The following is a 15,800-nucleotide window of genomic DNA, read 5'->3' as shown; positions in this document are numbered from 1 at the left end:
CGCTTCTTCTTCCTTTCATTCACCGCCTATTGCAGGGCAGTGGCATAGTCTTCTACAGGCTTGATCGTCTCGATCAGGCCCTGTTTTTTCATGAATTTTGCGAAACGGTCGTATCGACCTATATCGAGAGCCGCGGGGCGCAATGCGAAGCGGGGAATCGTCGCGCTCCAGGCCCGCCGATTTAGCTCGTCATCAAGTTCTTTATGATTCTTGATGAACAACTTCCAGCTTTCCTCCGGGTGATTGATGAGATATTGCGTCGCTTCCTCCAATGCCTCGACAAACGGGATCAACCTTGGATCATTCAGTTTTGCTGAATTGGCGACAACGATAAGCTCGTCATAGGCTGGCACGCCCTCTTCCTCGGGATAGAAGGCCCGTCCCGGATATCCTTCAATATCCATCTGGTTTAACTCGAAGTTTCGAAAGGCGCCGATGACGGCATCCACCTGTCCGGACAGGAGGCTGGGGGAGAGTGAGAAATTCACATTGATGAGGGTCAGGTCTGACAGGGAGATGCCATGCGGTTCCAGCATGGCTTTAAGCAGCGCCGTTTCAAATCCACCAATGGAATAGCCGATCTTTTTCCCTTTGAGGTCGGCAAGGGTCGCTATAGGGCCGTCTTTAAGAACCACGAGGCTGTTGAGGGGGGTAGCCACCAGTGTGGCAATCCGCTTGAGAGGCAATCCTTCCGCCACTTGCATATGAAGTTGGGGCTGATAGGAGATCGCCAGGTCCGCCTTGCCGGCCGCGACCAGTTTTGGTGGATCATTCGGATCAGCCGGGGCAATCATCTCGACATCAAGTCCATGCTTTTTGAAGATTCCCTTTTCATCGGCGACAATCAGGGGGGCATGATCCGGGTTGACGAACCAGTCCAGTAGCAAAGTCAGCTTTTCCGCGGCGCTGACCGTTGTGCTCTGGATCGCGAGAACGAGCAATAGGGAAAGAAATAGTCGTTTCATTTACAAACTCCGTTTTTGGGGGGCAGTGTCGTCCTGATCCGAAAGCCAGGGCAAGGCGCGCCGGAGGCTATGATCGATCAGGTAATAGAGGAGAAGCGCCATGAGGGTCAGGACCAGCAGGCTGGCGAACATCAGGTCTGTCTGTACACGGGCGTTGGCATGGAGCATCAGGTAGCCGAGGCCGGAAGAGGCGCCAACCCACTCGCCAACCACGGCCCCGATCGGGGCTATGGCGGCGGCGACCCGGATGCCCGACGCGAGGGAGGGAAGAGCGTAGGGGATCTTGATATAGCGATAGAGGCGGATAAGGTTCCCAAGACGACCCTTGCGGCCTGATTGCTGCAAAAGAGCGGCGAGGTTCAGCCATGCAGGCTCCGTCCGGTTAAGGCCATCCAGAAACCCGACGGTCACCGGGAAATAGATGATAAGCAGGCTCATGACCACTTTTGGGGCAATGCCATACCCCAACCAAAGCACGAGCAGCGGTGCGATCGCGAAGACGGGAATCGCCTGGCTCGCGATTAGAAGTGGGAAAACCCATTGTTTTACAGGTTGATAAGCGGAAATCATGAGAGCCGATATCATCCCGAACATAACACCGAGAACAAGGCCCAAAAGAATTTCGGAGGCCGTAGTGAGCGCATTCTCTGCAATTAGTCCAGCATGATTTAAGAGCGCTTCCATCACGATCAGTGGTGAGGGGAGTATGAACTTCGGCAGATCAAGAAGAGCGGCTATCGCTCCCCAGAGGAGAAACAACCCGGCTATTGTTATCAGGATACGGAAAATCTTCATGGCTGCTGTCCCGAAGCGGCCAGCCGCGCCATAATATCGGAGTAATGATGTTTCAGAACGTCGTCTGTTGGATCGCGTGGAATGCGGCCCTCAGGAATCAGCGGGGGAGAGAGAGTGGCAGGGTTGCCCGAAAGAACATGAATGTTATGTCCAAGCCGCAGGGCCTCCAGCGGATCATGAGTAATAAGCAAGACCGTCTTGCCGGTCAGCATTTCCGCTGCCAGATCCTGAAGACGGAATTTCGTAATGGCGTCGAGCGCGGAAAAAGGCTCATCCATCAGGACAATCGGCGCCCCTTCCATTAATGTCCTGGCGAGGGCGACGCGCTGGCGCATGCCGCCGGAGAGAGTGGAGGGAAGGGCATCCTGCCGGTCCGCAAGCCCGACGTGGTCGAGGAGAGCGCGGGCACGGTCAATATCTGGGGTTTCACCCCGCAGCCGCCCTCCAATCAACAGATTATCCAAGACCGTCGCCCAGGGCAGGAGTAGGTCTTGCTGATCCATATAGGATAATCGGCCCGCGAGCGAGCCACTATCACTGACCGTTATACGGCTTTCCCCTGGCAGTGGGATAAAGCCGGCGAGAATTTTGAGGATACTGCTTTTGCCGACACCACTCGGTCCCAGCAGACAGGTGATCCGGCCAGGCTTCAGCGTCAGGTCGAGATTGCCGAGGATCAACTGCCCGTCAAATTCGAGGCAGTCGAGATTCAGCATTATGCCGACAGGTGACGGACCTTCCGATGGGTTATTCATCGGCTTCGGCATAGAGAAATTGTCTGGGCGTTCCGGTTCCATTGACCTCTCGTTCCTACGCAGGTATTAACCTGATCAGGTTCGGGGTCGTTCCGCGTATCGGAACCTCTCAGCCAACATGGCTCCCCCCGAGGAAGCCTCACTATAAAGAAAATACGTTCGCAGACAAGGGATTATTCGGCCGAATGGCATCATTCATCAGTTCGCGTATCGGTTTTATATCCGTGCTGACAGGATTGATTTCATTGCTGTTTTTTGCGGCGGGGTCGATGCTTTACGCACAGACGCTCAGCCAGAGCGAAAGACTCGTCCTGAAAACCTCCGAGCGAAGCATTCTCCTGGATGTTGAAGTTGCGGATGATGCCGAGGAACGGAGTAAAGGGCTGATGCATCGTCATGCCTTGCCGCCAATGCAGGGAATGCTTTTTGACTTCGGGAAAACCCGGAAAATTACGATGTGGATGAAAAATACAGAGATTCCGCTAGATATGTTCTTTGTGGATGCGGCCGGAAAAATTCTATACATCAAGAATGGCGCAATCCCTCATTCCCTGGATATTGTCACCTTTGACGGCACTGCCCGGGCGGTGCTTGAGTTGAACGGGGGATTTGCGAAAGAAAATTCTGTTCAGGTCGGGGATGTTCTGTATCATCCCATTTTTGAAAATCAGTAACCGCCGGAAAAACAATGAACAAGAAAACACCCGGAACCCACCCTGTCCCAGATGGCTTTGAAATTGTTGAAAGAAAGGCACCGTTCACACAAGCAAACGGCCCTTTCTATGAGAAGATTACTGGCGAGGGCAAGCTGATCCGGGCTTTTCGGGTTGAAGAACGTCATCTCAACAGTATCAAGGTAGTGCATGGGGGGATGATGATGACATTTGCGGATTCCGCGCTGGCGGCATCCGTCGTTCATGAAACCGGTCGACGTTGTGTGACTATCAAGATGAACTCCGAATTCCTTTCGCCGGCGCGGGAAGGGGACTGGGTGGAATCCGATGTTGAGGTGATTCGAAGCACGCGGACGGTCGTCTTTGTCCGCGGTGAGTTGAGGGCCCGTGGCAAAGCAATATTCAAAGCCGATGCCATATTCCACTATGTTCATGTGGGCGCTTAGAAAAATTCTTAATTCTGACTTGCGAGCCGGGCTTTGTTAGTATAGATGATCCTTTCACCGAACGGGGCGTAGCACAGCCTGGTAGTGCGCTCGCTTTGGGAGCGAGAGGTCGCAAGTTCGAATCTTGCCGCCCCGACCATATTGAAAACCCTGTGAATCAATGATTTGCAGGGTTTTTTTATTGCGCCGGGCCAGAATATACATGACGATTCTATGAAGAATTCTGGATTGTTGCGCTTTCCGTTGCCGTCACGTAAATTTTCATTAGAATATTATAAAGATATTTTTTGGATGGAGGTGACGGGTCAATGAAAGAAAGTGTCATATATAAGGTCTTTAAGAGACAGGCACGTTTCTCGGTTTTCCTACTGGGCCTTTTGATTGCACCTGCTATCGCCCAGGCGGATACATTTACTGGTCTCAAGCCCGCTTCGCCACAGCCGGATGCCGCCGATCTCAAGCCTGGCCTGGCGGTGACCTATTACGGTGTGAAGGTCGACAGTATCAAAGAGCTTGAAGAGAATATGGGCTATATGGATGGCAAGCCGGGAGAGCCTATCCCAATGCTAAATTATCAGGTTGGCAATGGTAATGTTTTGACAGCGAACAGTAATGATATGGTCGGTGCGATCATCAAGGGCTTTATCAAGATGGAACAGCCCGGTCGCTATGTTTTTATGGTGCATTCAAATGACGGAGTCTGGGTATCCATCGGAGACAAGCTGATCTATGAAGACCCGGACGTGCATGCCGACCGCTTTTCTGATGAAATAATTGTTGAGATTTCAGAGCCGGGCTGGTATCCGGTCCATATCAAGTATTTCGAGAAAAAGAACACTGCGACATTGGAGCTTTACTGGGAAGCGCCGGGCTTTGGCGAGCTGGACTATGTGCCTGCCGAGGTCTTCAGTCATACTGGAGAGTAACAGAGAGATGACAATGAAGGCGAGAATTTTCCAACCGGCAAAGAACGCCATGCAGTCGGGTCGCAAGGGCACAAAGCACTGGCGGCTTGAATATGCGCCCTCCGAAGCAAGATATATTGAGCCGTTGATGGGCTGGACCGGGTCAAGGGACATGAACGCCCAGGTGACGGTCGATTTTGACGATAAGGAAAGTGCCATTGCCTTTTGCGAGTCGAACAACATTCCCTATACGGTTTTTGAGCCCAAGAAGCGCCGCCTTCATTTGAAGGCCTATGCGGAAAACTTCGCCTATACACGGGTTCGCGGCTAGCATCAGATCGAGTTTCGCAGAATAACGGCCCCGTAGCTCAGCTGGATAGAGCAATTGACTTCTAATCAATAGGTCGCACGTTCGAGTCGTGCCGGGGTCACCAATTTTTTTGCCCGACCGGTTGTGGTCGGGCATAACATATTTGATACCTGTCAGCCCTTCAATGCATTATCTATAGGTGTATAATCGAGCCCCAGATCGCGGGAGACGGGTTCACAGGTGATTAGGCCATTCCATACATTCAGGCCATTCGCGAGATGCCGGTCATCCCGCAGTGCCTGTTTCCAGCCTTTGTCCGCAATGCGCAGGGCATGGGGCAGGGTGACGTTATTCAACGCGTAGGTGGAGGTTCGGGCGACACCGCCGGGCATATTGGCGACGCAGTAGTGAACAACCCCATCAACCACATAAGTCGGGTCCGCGTGAGTCGTCGCCTTGGAGGTTTCGAAGCATCCTCCCTGATCAATCGCCACATCGACAATGACGGCACCTTCCTGCATGGTGGAGAGCATTTCTCGGGTCACGAGCTTCGGCGCGGCGGCACCCGGAATGAGCACGGCGCCGATCACCAGATCGGCCTCCATCACCAGTCGCTCCAGAAGGGCATTTGTCGAATAAATCACCTTGGCGGAGGATTCGAAATGGTTTTCGAGTCGCTCCAGGGTTACCGGGTTGCGATCAAGGATTGTGACGTCAGCATGTAGGCCAATTGCCATCTGCGCCGCATTAAATCCGACAACGCCGCCGCCGATAATCACAACCTTGCCGGGCGCAACTCCGGGCACGCCACCAAGGAGAACGCCACGTCCTCCATGGGCTTTTTCAAGCGCCGCAGCTCCAGCCTGAACCGACATGCGGCCGGCCACTTGACTCATTGGTTTCAAAAGCGGGAGGCCGCCAGAATTATCCGTTACCGTCTCGTAGGCGATGCAGACGGCACCTGATTTGATCAGATCGTGGGTTTGTTCCGGATCCGGCGCAAGGTGGAGATATGTATAGAGAATCTGGCCTTCGCGCAGCATGGCTCGCTCAACCGCCTGGGGCTCCTTTACCTTGACGACCATTTCGGAGCGGCCAAAAATTTCCTCTGCCGTCCCGACAATTTTGGCGCCAACGGCCTCATAATCCTCGTTCAGTGCGCCGATATCACGGCCCGCATTTGTTTCCACCAGAACTTCATGCCCACGGGCAGTCAGTTCCCCGGCGCTTTCCGGTGTCAATCCGACACGGTATTCGTGATTTTTGATTTCCTTGGGTGTTCCGACGATCATGCTGTTCTCTCCCCCAGACAGATCAATTTTGAATGATAATATTATACAGCTTTTGCGTGAAATTTTTTCCGAAAAATATTTTGTTTGTGCGGAATTTTAGTATAAATTCCTGATTAGATGATAATTATTGGGAAATATTCCAATGGATAGCTTTGATCGTCAAATTTTGTTGGAGTTGCAGCGTGACTCAAGCCAGCCTATTTCGGAAATCGCGGAGCGGGTAAATCTCTCTCTGTCTGCCTGTCATCGCCGCATCAAATTGTTGGAGGATGCTGCCGTTATTGACGGTTACATGGCGCGGCTGGACAAGCGCTCGCTCGGTCTGGAAGTTGACGTTTTTGTCGAGATTTCACTGACATCGCAAAGTCAGGAGACACTTGATTTTTTTGAAAAAGCGGTAATGACCTATGACGAGATACTGGAGTGTCATCTGACAACGGGGAACGCAGATTATATCATGCGCGTAACGGCGAGCGATGTGCGAGACTATGACCGCATCCACAGGAACTGCCTGGCAAAGCTGCCCCATGTGGCAAGCATGCGGTCAATCTTTGCCTTGCGGGCGATCAAACCCTGGAAAGGGTACCCGGTCTTTGGAAACTATCAGAAAGCGCCGTGACGACCCTCGCCGGCGGCAAAGCGGGCCGCGCCGGCCTTTGCTTCCCTCTGTTTCGCTTCCTCCGCGGCCATCATTTCGAACTGAATGGCTTCCGCGTCGGTTTTGCCTTCCTGCATGTAAACGCTTTCCCGGTCTGACAGCATGGCAATTTGTGGAAAGTCCGCAATTTGCAGGGCGAGTTCTTCTGCGGCGGCTAGCGCTGTGCCATTCGGGACGACGCGTGTGACCAACCCCATGGACAGGGCCTCGTCTGCGGGAACCGGTCGCCCGGTCAGCATCATGTCAAGTGCCCGGCCCATGCCGATGACGCGCGGCAGGCGAACGGTGGTTCCATCGCTCATCGGGACACCCCAGCGACGGCAGAAAATACCGAACACCGCCGTTTCCTCGGCGATCCGGATATCGCAGTAAAGGGCAAGTCCCATGCCGCCGGCGCAGGCATGACCGGCAATGGCGCCAATCAGCGGCTTTGAAAGCGGCTTGTGAAACGGTCCGTCCTGATGACCAGCCCAGGCCTTGTAATCGATCCGGTTCGCGGCTTCTTTCAGGTCCGCACCTGAGCAAAAAGCACCGCCCGCCCCGGTGATGACAGCGACGCGCTGGCTATCATCCGCCTCGAAAGCGCGAAAGGCGGTTGAGAGGAGTTCCATCGATTCCTGATCGAGCGCGTTCCGGACTTCAGGCCGATTGACGATAATCGTTGTAACGGGTCCCTTTGATTCGGTTATTATTTTTTGTTTGTTTGTCATGGGTTTCGCTTTCATTTGAGAGCGTTTAAAGAGATGCATTTGAGCAGACCAACCCGAGGTGACGGTTATATACGCCCCCGTATACCGCCATCGGATCTTCGCAAAGATCAGTTCAGACGTTTGGTCACAAACCCCTCTTCGCGGGGGTATTTCTCCTTAATGCAGGTCTCCGCCTTCTGCGGGTTTTCCGCTTCGACAGCAAAGCGGCATGGAGTGGCCCAGCGCATTGAAATATGGGGATGTTCCTGATTGTTGTCGAGCGCGTTACGCGCTTCTGTATTGTAAACGGAAAAAACGTAGGTACTCATTATCTCGCTCTAACTTTTACTCTCGGGCTTGTGCCCATTTTCGTCAGGGAGCTAATGACGAAAACATCCCTGACCGGCGACAGTGCTAATCGTTCGTCATGACACTGTAACATTAGGCAAGTTTAAACTGCAACAATATCATATTTACGCCGTTTATTACCTCGATTTCCGTCATTTTTCCGGCGCAACGAGAGAAGCCGAGCTTTCCATCTGTTTCCGGTAATCCCGGGTAACATCCAATGCGTGCTGGACAATTTTCTCGGTCACGGGATTATAGGGTTCTGTCGGGTAGGATGCCGTGAATTTAAGGCTGGGAGGGTGCCAGACGCACTGAATTTCCTGTAGGCGGCCATTTACAATATCAGCCTGAATCATCTGTCGCGGAAGGTTTGCAATGCCGACACCGTCAAGAGCCATCCTATGAATAGCTGCGAGTGAGCTTGAAGAATAAATACGGGTGGGCAATTCCGTATTTTTTCGGAGTTGTCGCGATAATTCTGCATAGGGCCGCGTATTCCGCGCATAGGTGATGAGAGGAGAGGCGGCCAGTTCGTCAAGGGAAAGCTGGCGATCTGTTTCAATCTGGAGTGAGGGGGCTGCAGCCCAGATAACGTCAAACTCGATCAGGTCGTGATTTTCAATCTGGAAATCCGTCACCGGCCCCATCAGCAAGGCAAAGTCGATTGCGCGCTCGATCAGTTCTTTTCGCAAGTTGGGTGTCGTGTCAACAACAAGGTCAATCTCGATTGCCGGAAACTTTTGATGCAGGCCAGACAGGAATTCAGGCAGGAACGTATGGACAATTGCTTCTGAGAATCCGAGACGCAGTATGCCGACAAAATCCTCGTCATGGCTGATCTTGTCGACCAGCATGGCAGATGTCCTGAGAAGTTTCTCTGCATATGGGAGAAGCTCAAGCCCCTTGGCGGTTAGATGAATGAAACCTGTGTCCCGCTCGAACAGGCGGACACCGAGCGTTTCCTCCAACCGGGCAATCCGGGAGGATATTGCAGGTTGTGTCGTATTCATTTTCTCGGCCGTTTTACGAAAACTGCGCAAAGAAGAGACCCAAAGAAAAGTCTGGAGTTGGGTGAGGTTGATATTTCCGGGAACCATAAAAATTGCCTATCAAGTTCATATGATTTCAGTAAGAAGTATTTATATATGAATGATGAATGGCTGTCAGGCCGCCGCCGGAAAATATTTTTTCGCAGCGCGGCAAACAAAGGCTTTCACGATAGGGGGGCTTTCGTTATTCTCACCACAAGAAAAAATAATGTCTGACATCAATAAGATAAAAGAGGAAATAAGTATGTCCGCAGCACCCGCTCCTACACGTGAAGATTGGCAAAAGCTTGAAGGCGAAATTTCGATCCGGAACAAGGCATTCATCAATGGCCAGTATGTCGATGCCGCATCCGGCAAAACATTCGACTGTATCAGCCCGCTTGATGGCCGTGTTCTGACCCAAGTCGCTTCCTGTGATGTTGAGGACGTAAACCGTGCCGTGACCGCGGCGCGCGCCGCCTTTGATTCCGGCGCCTGGTCCCGCGCCGCGCCCGCCAAACGCAAGGCGGTCCTGCAGAAATTTGCCGGTCTGATCATGAAGAACAAGGACGAACTGGCGTTGCTGGAATGTCTCGACATGGGGAAACCCGTTAAATGGGCAGGCGCCGTAGATATACCGGGATCTGCGGGCAGTATTTCCTGGTATGCCGAGGCGATTGACAAGGTTTATGATGAAATCGCACCAACTGATCGCCGCCGGTCCCTCGCGCTGATCACGCGGGAGCCGATTGGTGTTGTCGCCTGTGTGGTTCCATGGAATTTCCCATTGCTGATGGGGGCGTGGAAATTTGCTCCGGCATTGGCAGCAGGCAACAGCGTGATCCTAAAACCGGCAGAACAGTCTCCGTTGACAGCGCTGCGGATTGCGGAACTGGCGATTGAAGCTGGCATCCCCGAAGGTGTCTTCAACGTCCTTCCCGGCTTTGGCGAAACAGCCGGTCAGGCTCTTGGCCGGCACATGGACGTGGATGCGCTTGCGTTCACCGGCTCGACCGAGGTTGGCAAGATGTTCATGCGCTATTCAGGGGAAAGCAACCTGAAAGCCATTGGCCTCGAATGCGGTGGTAAGAGCCCGAGTCTGGTTATGGGCGACGCGGACCTTGATCTTGCCGCCAAGAAAATTGCCATGGGCGTCTTCTTTAACCAGGGTGAAGTTTGCACTGCGGCCTCCCGCATTGTTGTGCAGGACAGTGTAAAGGACGAACTGATCGAGAAAATCTCGAATGTTGCGAAAACCCTGCAGCCGGGCGATCCGCTGGATGCCAAGACAATTGTCGGCGCCATGGTCGATAAAACCCAGACAGAGCGCGTCATGGGCTATATCGGCAAGGGCCAGGAAGAAGGGGCAAAACTGCATTATGGCGGCAATCAGGTCATGCAGGACACGGGCGGTTTTTATATCGAGCCGACGATTTTCGATAATGTGTCGAACGATATGACCATTGCGAGAGAGGAAATCTTCGGTCCGGTTGTCAGCACGATCACCTTCAAGGATATGGAAGAGGGCATCAAGATTGCCAACGACACGATATACGGGCTGGCGGCTTCCGTCTGGACACGGGATATCTCGAAGGCGCATCAGCTGGCTCAGGCACTCCGGGCCGGGACAGTCTGGGTCAATACCTATGACGACGTCGATATGTCAACGCCGTTCGGCGGTTACAAGCAGTCGGGCAATGGCCGGGACCGCTCTCTTCATGCTCTTGAAAAATACACTCAGTTGAAAACAACCTGGATCAATATCGCCTGATCGCTGAGTTTCAAGAAATCTGGGAGGAAAAAATGAAGAGTTATCAGTTTGAAGAATACGGGGCGCCGCTGGTGGAAAACACCGGCGACGCTCCGGTCGCGACGGGGGATCAGGTCCTCATGGATGTCACTGCCTGTGGCGTCTGCCATAGTGATATTCATATCTGGGAAGGGCATTTTGATCTCGGCAATGGCAAGCAGCTTAACATCAAGGGGGGGCGGGAGCTTCCCTTTACGCTTGGCCATGAAATTGTCGGCACGGTAACGGCAGTCGGCGAGAATGTGACGGACGTTAAAGTCGGTGACAAGCGCGTTGTCTATCCGTGGATCGGGTGCGGAGAATGCGCGACCTGTGCTTCGGGTGAGGAACAGCTCTGTAACCGTCCGTGCCAACTCGGTATTGACGTGGCCGGCGGGTATTCCGATACCCTGATCGTACCGCATGCGCGTTATCTCCTCGACTACGGGTCCCTGCCCAAGGAACTGGCCTGCACCTATACATGTTCGGGTCTGACGGCCTATAGCGCGCTGAACAAGGTGAAATCCCGCACCGACGGCGGGAAACTGTTGATTATGGGCGCGGGCGGTGTTGGTCTTGCGGCGATGGCAATTGCAGAATCCGTGACTGATGCCGAAATTTATGTCGCGGATATCGATCCGGCAAAACGCGAGGCTGGATTGCAGGCAGGGGCGATTGCGGCAATCGATCCATCCGATCCGGCAGCCTTTAAAAGCTTCATGGGTACGACAGGTGGCGGTGTGAATGCCACCATCGATTTTGTAGGCGCGGAAAGCAGTGCGGCCTTCGGCGCCAAGGTTCTTGCGAAAGGGGGAAAGCTTGTAATTGTCGGGTTGTTTGGCGGCAGCTTCTCCATGCCGCTTCCGATGTTCCCGATCAAGGCAATGTCGGTCGAAGGAAGCTATGTCGGCAACCTTCAGGAAATGCGGGAGTTGATGGAACTCGCAAAGGCCGGAAAACTCAACGAACTCACCATTGTTCCGCGTCCCATGAAAGAAGCCTATAACACGCTTGAGGATTTGCGTGCCGGGAAAGTCGTCGGCCGCGTTGTTCTGCAAAGCTAGGCTTTGATAGTGCATTAAAAAAAGGCGGCATTTTAAGTGCCGCCTTTTTTTGTGTCTTTGCCGTAAATTTTCAGTGAATAGGACCGGCTATCTCCATGTCGATCAGTTCGCTGACGACGCGGATGAGTTCGATGCAGGCATAGAGATCTTCCTCGGCCTCGCAATTCTCGCGCAAGGTTTGCGCTTCGGCATGGAGCATATCGATGGCATTTTCTCCCTGATGGATGATCAGGTTATGGGCCGTACTGTATAAATCCACCGTCGTGTCCGGGTGCAATTCAATTGTGTTCATCATGGCGTCTATCCTTGCGCGAAGCCAACTTTCCAATATGCCGCTAATTTTAGGAAAATACTCTTAAAGGAAGGTTAAGGTCGGAAGACGCGCGTGCGGATTTTCTAAAAAGGGAGTTCTACCGCATTGGTGAGGAAGCGCATGAAGGGCGTAGCTTTTTGAAAAGCATCATCCACTTCTTCAATGAAATCAGGCTGTGTGATACGCTCAACGGAACTGAGCGGCTTAGTGATGAAGAGAGTCTTGCGTTTCAGATCCTCGATTTCCGGATGATCCGGCGAGAACCCTTTTGGAGCACGTTTCAGGCTATCGCCCCAGATGCCGTCAAATGTATCCTGAAAGTCGGGGTCTGCTTTCACAGCTTGCCATTTTTTCGAATTTTCATCGATCGCCCGGCGAATTGCTCTAAGAGCCGGAGCAGGTGGCAGATATATCCCGCCACCAAAGCGGACACCATCCAGTGCGATATGCACATAATAGCCTGGTGCATGGGCGTCGCGACCGGCCTGATGGCGAAACTGGCAGGCGAGATGCTCCTTGTACGGCTTTGGATCACGGGAGAAGCGGACATCGCGGTAGATACGGAACATCGAGCCACCATGCGGACGGGCATCGGCAATATACATGGGCGCGATTGCCTCAAGTCGCGGTGCCATGGCCTCGATGAAATCACACATGGGATAGACGACTACATCCTTATATCGCTGTTTGTTTTTCGTGAACCATTCCCGATTGTTATTTTCAATTAATTCGGCATAAAATCGCAGGAGGTCTTTGGGAAACCCGGGGAAATTTGTGGCCATCGTCAAACTCTATGCTTTCCTTAGGTCGATCACCCGCTTTGCCTTGCCAAGGGAGCGCTCGATAGAGCACGGCGCGCAGATATCGATGGTTGCGGTTACCCCAAGGATACTTTTTATCCGTTGCTGCAGATTATCGGCTGCGGTCTGATCCGATGAGCCGGACAGCGTATGTTCAACGCGCACGGTGAGGGTGTCGAGGGCGCTTTCCCGCCGGATTTCAAGAACATAATGAGCGGACAGCCCGTCTGTCTGAACCACCAGCTCCTCGACTTGCGACGGGAAGAGGTTGACGCCGCGAATGATCAGCATGTCATCTGTACGCCCCGTGATTTTCTCAATGCGGCGCATGCTGCGGGCGGTGCCGGGAAGCAGGCGGGTGAGATCGCCTGTACGATAGCGGATAACCGGGAAGGCTTCCTTTGTGAGTGTGGTAAAGACAAGCTCGCCTTTCTCGCCGTCGGGCAAAACCTTGCCCGTTTCCGGATCGATAATTTCAGGATAAAAATGATCCTCCCAGATAACAGGACCGTCCTTGGTCTCGATACATTCATTGGCAACGCCGGGCCCCATCACTTCTGAAAGGCCATAGATATCGAGGGCGTCAATATCGAAACGTTCCTCGATCTCGTTGCGCATGGCCTCGCTCCAAGGCTCAGCTCCGAATATCCCGGCCTTTAATGGTGACTTTCGCGGATCAAGCCCCTCCCGTTCGAACTCCTCTGCAATAGCCATCATATAGGACGGGGTGACCATGATAATGTCCGCGCCGAAGTCATTTATGATCTGAACCTGACGCTCTGTCTGTCCACCCGACATGGGAACAACAGTACAACCAAGCCGCTCAGCTCCGTAATGCGCGCCAAGGCCACCGGTAAAGAGACCATAACCATAGGTGACATGGACAGTATGTTCACGTCGTCCGCCACTCGCGCGGATGGAGCGGGCGACAAGGTTTGACCAGTTATCAATATCGCCCTGCGTATAGCCGACGACCGTTGCCCGGCCAGTTGTCCCGGAGGAGGCGTGAAGTCTGACGATATCTGCTTTTGGTACAGCAAACATGCCGAAGGGATAATTATCGCGAAGGTCCTGCTTTTTGCAGAAGGGAAACTTCGCGAGATCCTCCAGAGATTTTAGATCATCGGGTTGAACACCGGCGGCATCAAACCGTTCCCGAAAAAGCGGAACATTCCGGTAGGCATGCGACAAACTCCATTTGAGACGATCGAGTTGCAGGGCCAAAATTTCATCCCGGCTGGCAATCTCGATCGGATCAAGTTCTTCCCTTGACGGTGGGGTCAGACGCATGTCTCCCTCATTCGTTATACGCGTTCGATAACCGTGGCGATCCCCTGGCCGACACCGATGCACATGGTGCAGAGCGCGTAGCGCCCGCCGGTGCGGTGAAGCTGATACATGGCCGTTGTGAGCAGACGCGCACCGGACATACCGAGTGGATGACCAAGCGCAATTGCCCCGCCAAGCGGATTGACACGCGGATCATCATCCTTCAGGCCCAATTCACGCATGACAGCAAGGCCCTGCGCGGCGAAGGCTTCGTTGAGTTCGATAACATCCATGTCGCCCATTGTAAGACCCAACCGGGCGAGCAGCTTCTGGCTGGCAGGTGCGGGGCCGATCCCCATGATCCTTGGCGGAACACCGGCTGTGGCGGCCCCCAAAATGCGGGCCTTGGCGGTCAGGCCATATTCCTCGATCGCATCATCGGAAGCGAGCAGGATGGCGCAAGCGCCATCATTCACTCCGGAGGCATTTCCGGCAGTGACAGATCCGCCCGCCCGGAACGGAGCTTTCAACGCGGCAAGCTTTTCAATAGTGGTTGCCCGTGGATGCTCGTCTTTATTCACAATGATCGGATCGCCCTTGCGCTGCGGAATGGAGACAGGAATAATCTCGTCATTGAAGGAACCATTGGCTTGCGCCGCAGCGGCCTTCTCCTGGCTGCGCAGGGCGAAAAGATCCTGATCTTCGCGGCGGACCTGATAGTCCTCCGCCACATTCTCCGCCGTTTCGGGCATGGAATCGATGCCGTACTGGTCCTTCATCTTCTTGTTGACGAAGCGCCAGCCAATTGTGGTGTCAAAAATCTCGGCATTGCGAGAGAAAGGCGTCGTCGCCTTACCCATGACGAACGGTGCCCGGCTCATGCTTTCGACGCCGCCGGAAATGCCGAGATTGGCTTCCCCGGTCATAATCTGTCGCGCGATAGACGCTGTCGCGTCCATGCCGGAGCCACAAAGCCGGTTGATCGTGGCGCCGCCAACACTTTCGGGCAGGCCGGCGAGAAGGGCACTCATACGGGCAACATTGCGGTTATCCTCTCCAGCCTGGTTGGCGTTGCCAAACATCACATCATCAACCTTTTCCCAGTTGACGGATGGATTGCGTTCCATCAGGGCCTTGATCGGAATGGCGCCAAGGTCATCCGGGCGAATGGCGGACAAGCTGCCGCCATATCGGCCGATCGGGGTTCTGACTGCATCACAAATATAGGCGTTTTTCATTTTTCTTCTTTCTCATTGAGACCCGGGATCATCTGTCCCTTGATCGTGTGGGAATTGCCCCGAAACAGGGCGACGGTTTGACCTTCCTCGTCCGTAACGGAGATATCGTAAAGGCCGGTGCGGCCCGTCCGGCTTTTTTCTATTGCGCTTGCGGTGAGCAGGGTATCGGGCCCAACAGCCTTAAGGAAATTAATCTGTGCACCTTGTGCCACGGTATTCTGGTTATAGGCATTGCAGGCATAGGCAAAGGCCGTATCCGCGAGGGTGAAGACATAGCCGCCATGGCATATTTTATGCCCGTTCAGCATAAAATCGGCGACGCGCATGGTCATTATGGCGCGTCCGGGGCTGATGTCTTTCAGCGCAATGCCGAGATGCTGTGCCGCTATGTCCTTGCGGTACATCGTTTCACCGACGGTTCTGGCAATATCCTGCGGGCTCAGCCTTTCGTTCTCCGGCATG

Annotated in this window: 19 protein-coding genes, 2 tRNA genes and 1 riboswitch; of the genes, 9 read left to right on the top strand and 12 right to left on the bottom strand. The window is 53.6% G+C overall.

What is annotated here, in order from left to right; all coding sequences use genetic code 11:
- Positions 1-26: 26 nt before the first annotated feature.
- From AACZ19_RS13670 to AACZ19_RS13660, 3 genes are all read right to left on the bottom strand, one after another.
- Complete coding sequence (locus tag AACZ19_RS13670; protein WP_339634888.1) at positions 27-965, bottom strand: ABC transporter substrate-binding protein; 939 nt, start codon at positions 963-965, stop codon at positions 27-29.
- A complete protein-coding gene (locus AACZ19_RS13665) occupies positions 966-1,760 on the bottom strand; it encodes an ABC transporter permease (protein ID WP_339634886.1) in 795 nt (264 codons plus the stop codon).
- Positions 1,757-2,557 (bottom strand): ABC transporter ATP-binding protein, encoded by an 801-nt coding sequence (locus AACZ19_RS13660; RefSeq protein WP_339634884.1) that lies wholly within the window; start codon positions 2,555-2,557, stop codon positions 1,757-1,759. The genes AACZ19_RS13665 and AACZ19_RS13660 overlap by 4 nt, the downstream gene beginning before the upstream one ends.
- Positions 2,551-2,654, bottom strand: a riboswitch (TPP riboswitch). It overlaps the preceding gene by 7 nt.
- Positions 2,655-2,700: 46 nt before the next feature.
- On the opposite strand from AACZ19_RS13660, the gene AACZ19_RS13655 reads away from it, so the two are divergent.
- From AACZ19_RS13655 to AACZ19_RS13630, 6 genes are all read left to right on the top strand, one after another.
- On the top strand, positions 2,701-3,189 hold the full coding sequence (locus tag AACZ19_RS13655) for a DUF192 domain-containing protein (RefSeq protein WP_339634882.1): 489 nt from the start codon (positions 2,701-2,703) through the stop codon (positions 3,187-3,189).
- 14 nt (positions 3,190-3,203) lie between these two features.
- Positions 3,204-3,635 carry a PaaI family thioesterase gene (locus tag AACZ19_RS13650; protein ID WP_339634880.1) on the top strand — a complete coding sequence of 144 codons (432 nt, stop codon included), beginning with the start codon at positions 3,204-3,206 and terminating at the stop codon, positions 3,633-3,635.
- 62 nt (positions 3,636-3,697) lie between these two features.
- A tRNA-Pro gene (locus tag AACZ19_RS13645) sits at positions 3,698-3,774 on the top strand.
- Positions 3,775-3,943: 169 nt separating this feature from the next.
- On the top strand, positions 3,944-4,561 hold the full coding sequence (locus AACZ19_RS13640) for a PA14 domain-containing protein (RefSeq protein ID WP_339634878.1): 618 nt from the start codon (positions 3,944-3,946) through the stop codon (positions 4,559-4,561).
- Between the two features lie 13 nt (positions 4,562-4,574).
- Positions 4,575-4,871: an ETC complex I subunit gene (locus AACZ19_RS13635; protein WP_339634877.1), complete on the top strand. Its 297-nt coding sequence runs from the start codon at positions 4,575-4,577 to the stop codon at positions 4,869-4,871.
- Between the two features lie 26 nt (positions 4,872-4,897).
- Positions 4,898-4,974 (top strand) — tRNA-Arg (locus AACZ19_RS13630).
- A 49-nt stretch (positions 4,975-5,023) separates the two neighbouring features.
- Here the strand turns inward: AACZ19_RS13630 and ald are convergent.
- Positions 5,024-6,142: an alanine dehydrogenase gene (gene ald / locus AACZ19_RS13625; RefSeq protein WP_339634875.1), complete on the bottom strand. Its 1,119-nt coding sequence runs from the start codon at positions 6,140-6,142 to the stop codon at positions 5,024-5,026.
- Between the two features lie 142 nt (positions 6,143-6,284).
- Here ald and AACZ19_RS13620 point away from each other — a divergent pair, with 142 nt between their 5' ends.
- A complete protein-coding gene (locus AACZ19_RS13620; RefSeq protein WP_339634873.1) occupies positions 6,285-6,761 on the top strand; it encodes an Lrp/AsnC family transcriptional regulator in 477 nt (158 codons plus the stop codon).
- On the opposite strand, the gene AACZ19_RS13615 is transcribed toward AACZ19_RS13620, so the two are convergent.
- The 3 genes from AACZ19_RS13615 to AACZ19_RS13605 form a co-directional block, all read right to left on the bottom strand.
- Complete coding sequence (locus tag AACZ19_RS13615) at positions 6,746-7,510, bottom strand: crotonase/enoyl-CoA hydratase family protein (RefSeq protein ID WP_339634871.1); 765 nt, start codon at positions 7,508-7,510, stop codon at positions 6,746-6,748. The genes AACZ19_RS13620 and AACZ19_RS13615 overlap by 16 nt on opposite strands.
- 107 nt (positions 7,511-7,617) lie before the next feature.
- Positions 7,618-7,818 carry a hypothetical protein gene (locus AACZ19_RS13610; RefSeq protein ID WP_339634869.1) on the bottom strand — a complete coding sequence of 67 codons (201 nt, stop codon included), beginning with the start codon at positions 7,816-7,818 and terminating at the stop codon, positions 7,618-7,620.
- A gap of 171 nt (positions 7,819-7,989) precedes the next feature.
- The gene (locus AACZ19_RS13605) at positions 7,990-8,934 is read right to left on the bottom strand and encodes a LysR family transcriptional regulator (RefSeq protein WP_339634867.1); all 945 of its coding nucleotides are present in this window, start codon (positions 8,932-8,934) and stop codon (positions 7,990-7,992) included.
- Between the two features lie 196 nt (positions 8,935-9,130).
- Between AACZ19_RS13605 and AACZ19_RS13600 the strand changes: the two genes are divergently transcribed.
- Positions 9,131-10,636 (top strand): aldehyde dehydrogenase, encoded by a 1,506-nt coding sequence (locus AACZ19_RS13600; RefSeq protein ID WP_339634865.1) that lies wholly within the window; start codon positions 9,131-9,133, stop codon positions 10,634-10,636.
- Positions 10,637-10,668: 32 nt separating this feature from the next.
- A complete protein-coding gene (locus tag AACZ19_RS13595; protein ID WP_339634863.1) occupies positions 10,669-11,718 on the top strand; it encodes an alcohol dehydrogenase in 1,050 nt (349 codons plus the stop codon).
- Positions 11,719-11,788: 70 nt separating this feature from the next.
- Here AACZ19_RS13595 and AACZ19_RS13590 read toward each other — a convergent pair whose 3' ends face one another.
- From AACZ19_RS13590 to paaI, 5 genes are all read right to left on the bottom strand, one after another.
- Positions 11,789-12,013, bottom strand: coding sequence for a hypothetical protein (locus AACZ19_RS13590; RefSeq protein WP_339634861.1), 225 nt, complete (start codon positions 12,011-12,013; stop codon positions 11,789-11,791).
- A 101-nt stretch (positions 12,014-12,114) separates the two neighbouring features.
- Complete coding sequence (locus AACZ19_RS13585; protein WP_339634859.1) at positions 12,115-12,813, bottom strand: DUF2461 domain-containing protein; 699 nt, start codon at positions 12,811-12,813, stop codon at positions 12,115-12,117.
- A gap of 9 nt (positions 12,814-12,822) precedes the next feature.
- Complete coding sequence (gene paaK / locus AACZ19_RS13580; protein ID WP_339634857.1) at positions 12,823-14,121, bottom strand: phenylacetate--CoA ligase PaaK; 1,299 nt, start codon at positions 14,119-14,121, stop codon at positions 12,823-12,825.
- Between the two features lie 14 nt (positions 14,122-14,135).
- On the bottom strand, positions 14,136-15,338 hold the full coding sequence (gene pcaF / locus AACZ19_RS13575) for a 3-oxoadipyl-CoA thiolase (protein WP_339634855.1): 1,203 nt from the start codon (positions 15,336-15,338) through the stop codon (positions 14,136-14,138).
- A complete protein-coding gene (gene paaI, locus AACZ19_RS13570; protein ID WP_339634853.1) occupies positions 15,335-15,799 on the bottom strand; it encodes a hydroxyphenylacetyl-CoA thioesterase PaaI in 465 nt (154 codons plus the stop codon). Before paaI ends, pcaF begins: the two co-directional genes overlap by 4 nt.
- Position 15,800 lies beyond the last annotated feature (1 nt).

Source organism: uncultured Sneathiella sp., from assembly GCF_963973085.1.
Taxonomy (GTDB): Bacteria; Pseudomonadota; Alphaproteobacteria; order Sneathiellales; family Sneathiellaceae; genus Sneathiella.
The sequence above is the reverse complement of the archived record's forward strand: the minus strand, read 5'-3'. Positions and strand labels throughout refer to the sequence as shown.

What these genes read in the sequence shown, in the direction of transcription:
- AACZ19_RS13615 (WP_339634871.1), bottom strand. Translation starts at nt 7,510, where the DNA reads ATGACAAACAAACAAAAAATAATAACCGAATCAAAGGGACCCGTTACA.
- AACZ19_RS13605 (WP_339634867.1), bottom strand. Translation starts at nt 8,934, where the DNA reads ATGGTTCCCGGAAATATCAACCTCACCCAACTCCAGACTTTTCTTTGG.
- AACZ19_RS13610 (WP_339634869.1), bottom strand. Translation starts at nt 7,818, where the DNA reads ATGAGTACCTACGTTTTTTCCGTTTACAATACAGAAGCGCGTAACGCG.
- AACZ19_RS13600 (WP_339634865.1), top strand. Translation starts at nt 9,131, where the DNA reads ATGTCCGCAGCACCCGCTCCTACACGTGAAGATTGGCAAAAGCTTGAA.
- AACZ19_RS13655 (WP_339634882.1), top strand. Translation starts at nt 2,701, where the DNA reads ATGGCATCATTCATCAGTTCGCGTATCGGTTTTATATCCGTGCTGACA.
- ald (WP_339634875.1), bottom strand. Translation starts at nt 6,142, where the DNA reads ATGATCGTCGGAACACCCAAGGAAATCAAAAATCACGAATACCGTGTC.
- AACZ19_RS13660 (WP_339634884.1), bottom strand. Translation starts at nt 2,557, where the DNA reads ATGGAACCGGAACGCCCAGACAATTTCTCTATGCCGAAGCCGATGAAT.
- AACZ19_RS13670 (WP_339634888.1), bottom strand. Translation starts at nt 965, where the DNA reads ATGAAACGACTATTTCTTTCCCTATTGCTCGTTCTCGCGATCCAGAGC.
- pcaF (WP_339634855.1), bottom strand. Translation starts at nt 15,338, where the DNA reads ATGAAAAACGCCTATATTTGTGATGCAGTCAGAACCCCGATCGGCCGA.
- AACZ19_RS13640 (WP_339634878.1), top strand. Translation starts at nt 3,944, where the DNA reads ATGAAAGAAAGTGTCATATATAAGGTCTTTAAGAGACAGGCACGTTTC.
- AACZ19_RS13650 (WP_339634880.1), top strand. Translation starts at nt 3,204, where the DNA reads ATGAACAAGAAAACACCCGGAACCCACCCTGTCCCAGATGGCTTTGAA.
- AACZ19_RS13635 (WP_339634877.1), top strand. Translation starts at nt 4,575, where the DNA reads ATGAAGGCGAGAATTTTCCAACCGGCAAAGAACGCCATGCAGTCGGGT.
- AACZ19_RS13620 (WP_339634873.1), top strand. Translation starts at nt 6,285, where the DNA reads ATGGATAGCTTTGATCGTCAAATTTTGTTGGAGTTGCAGCGTGACTCA.
- AACZ19_RS13665 (WP_339634886.1), bottom strand. Translation starts at nt 1,760, where the DNA reads ATGAAGATTTTCCGTATCCTGATAACAATAGCCGGGTTGTTTCTCCTC.
- paaI (WP_339634853.1), bottom strand. Translation starts at nt 15,799, where the DNA reads ATGCCGGAGAACGAAAGGCTGAGCCCGCAGGATATTGCCAGAACCGTC.
- AACZ19_RS13590 (WP_339634861.1), bottom strand. Translation starts at nt 12,013, where the DNA reads ATGATGAACACAATTGAATTGCACCCGGACACGACGGTGGATTTATAC.
- paaK (WP_339634857.1), bottom strand. Translation starts at nt 14,121, where the DNA reads ATGCGTCTGACCCCACCGTCAAGGGAAGAACTTGATCCGATCGAGATT.
- AACZ19_RS13595 (WP_339634863.1), top strand. Translation starts at nt 10,669, where the DNA reads ATGAAGAGTTATCAGTTTGAAGAATACGGGGCGCCGCTGGTGGAAAAC.
- AACZ19_RS13585 (WP_339634859.1), bottom strand. Translation starts at nt 12,813, where the DNA reads ATGGCCACAAATTTCCCCGGGTTTCCCAAAGACCTCCTGCGATTTTAT.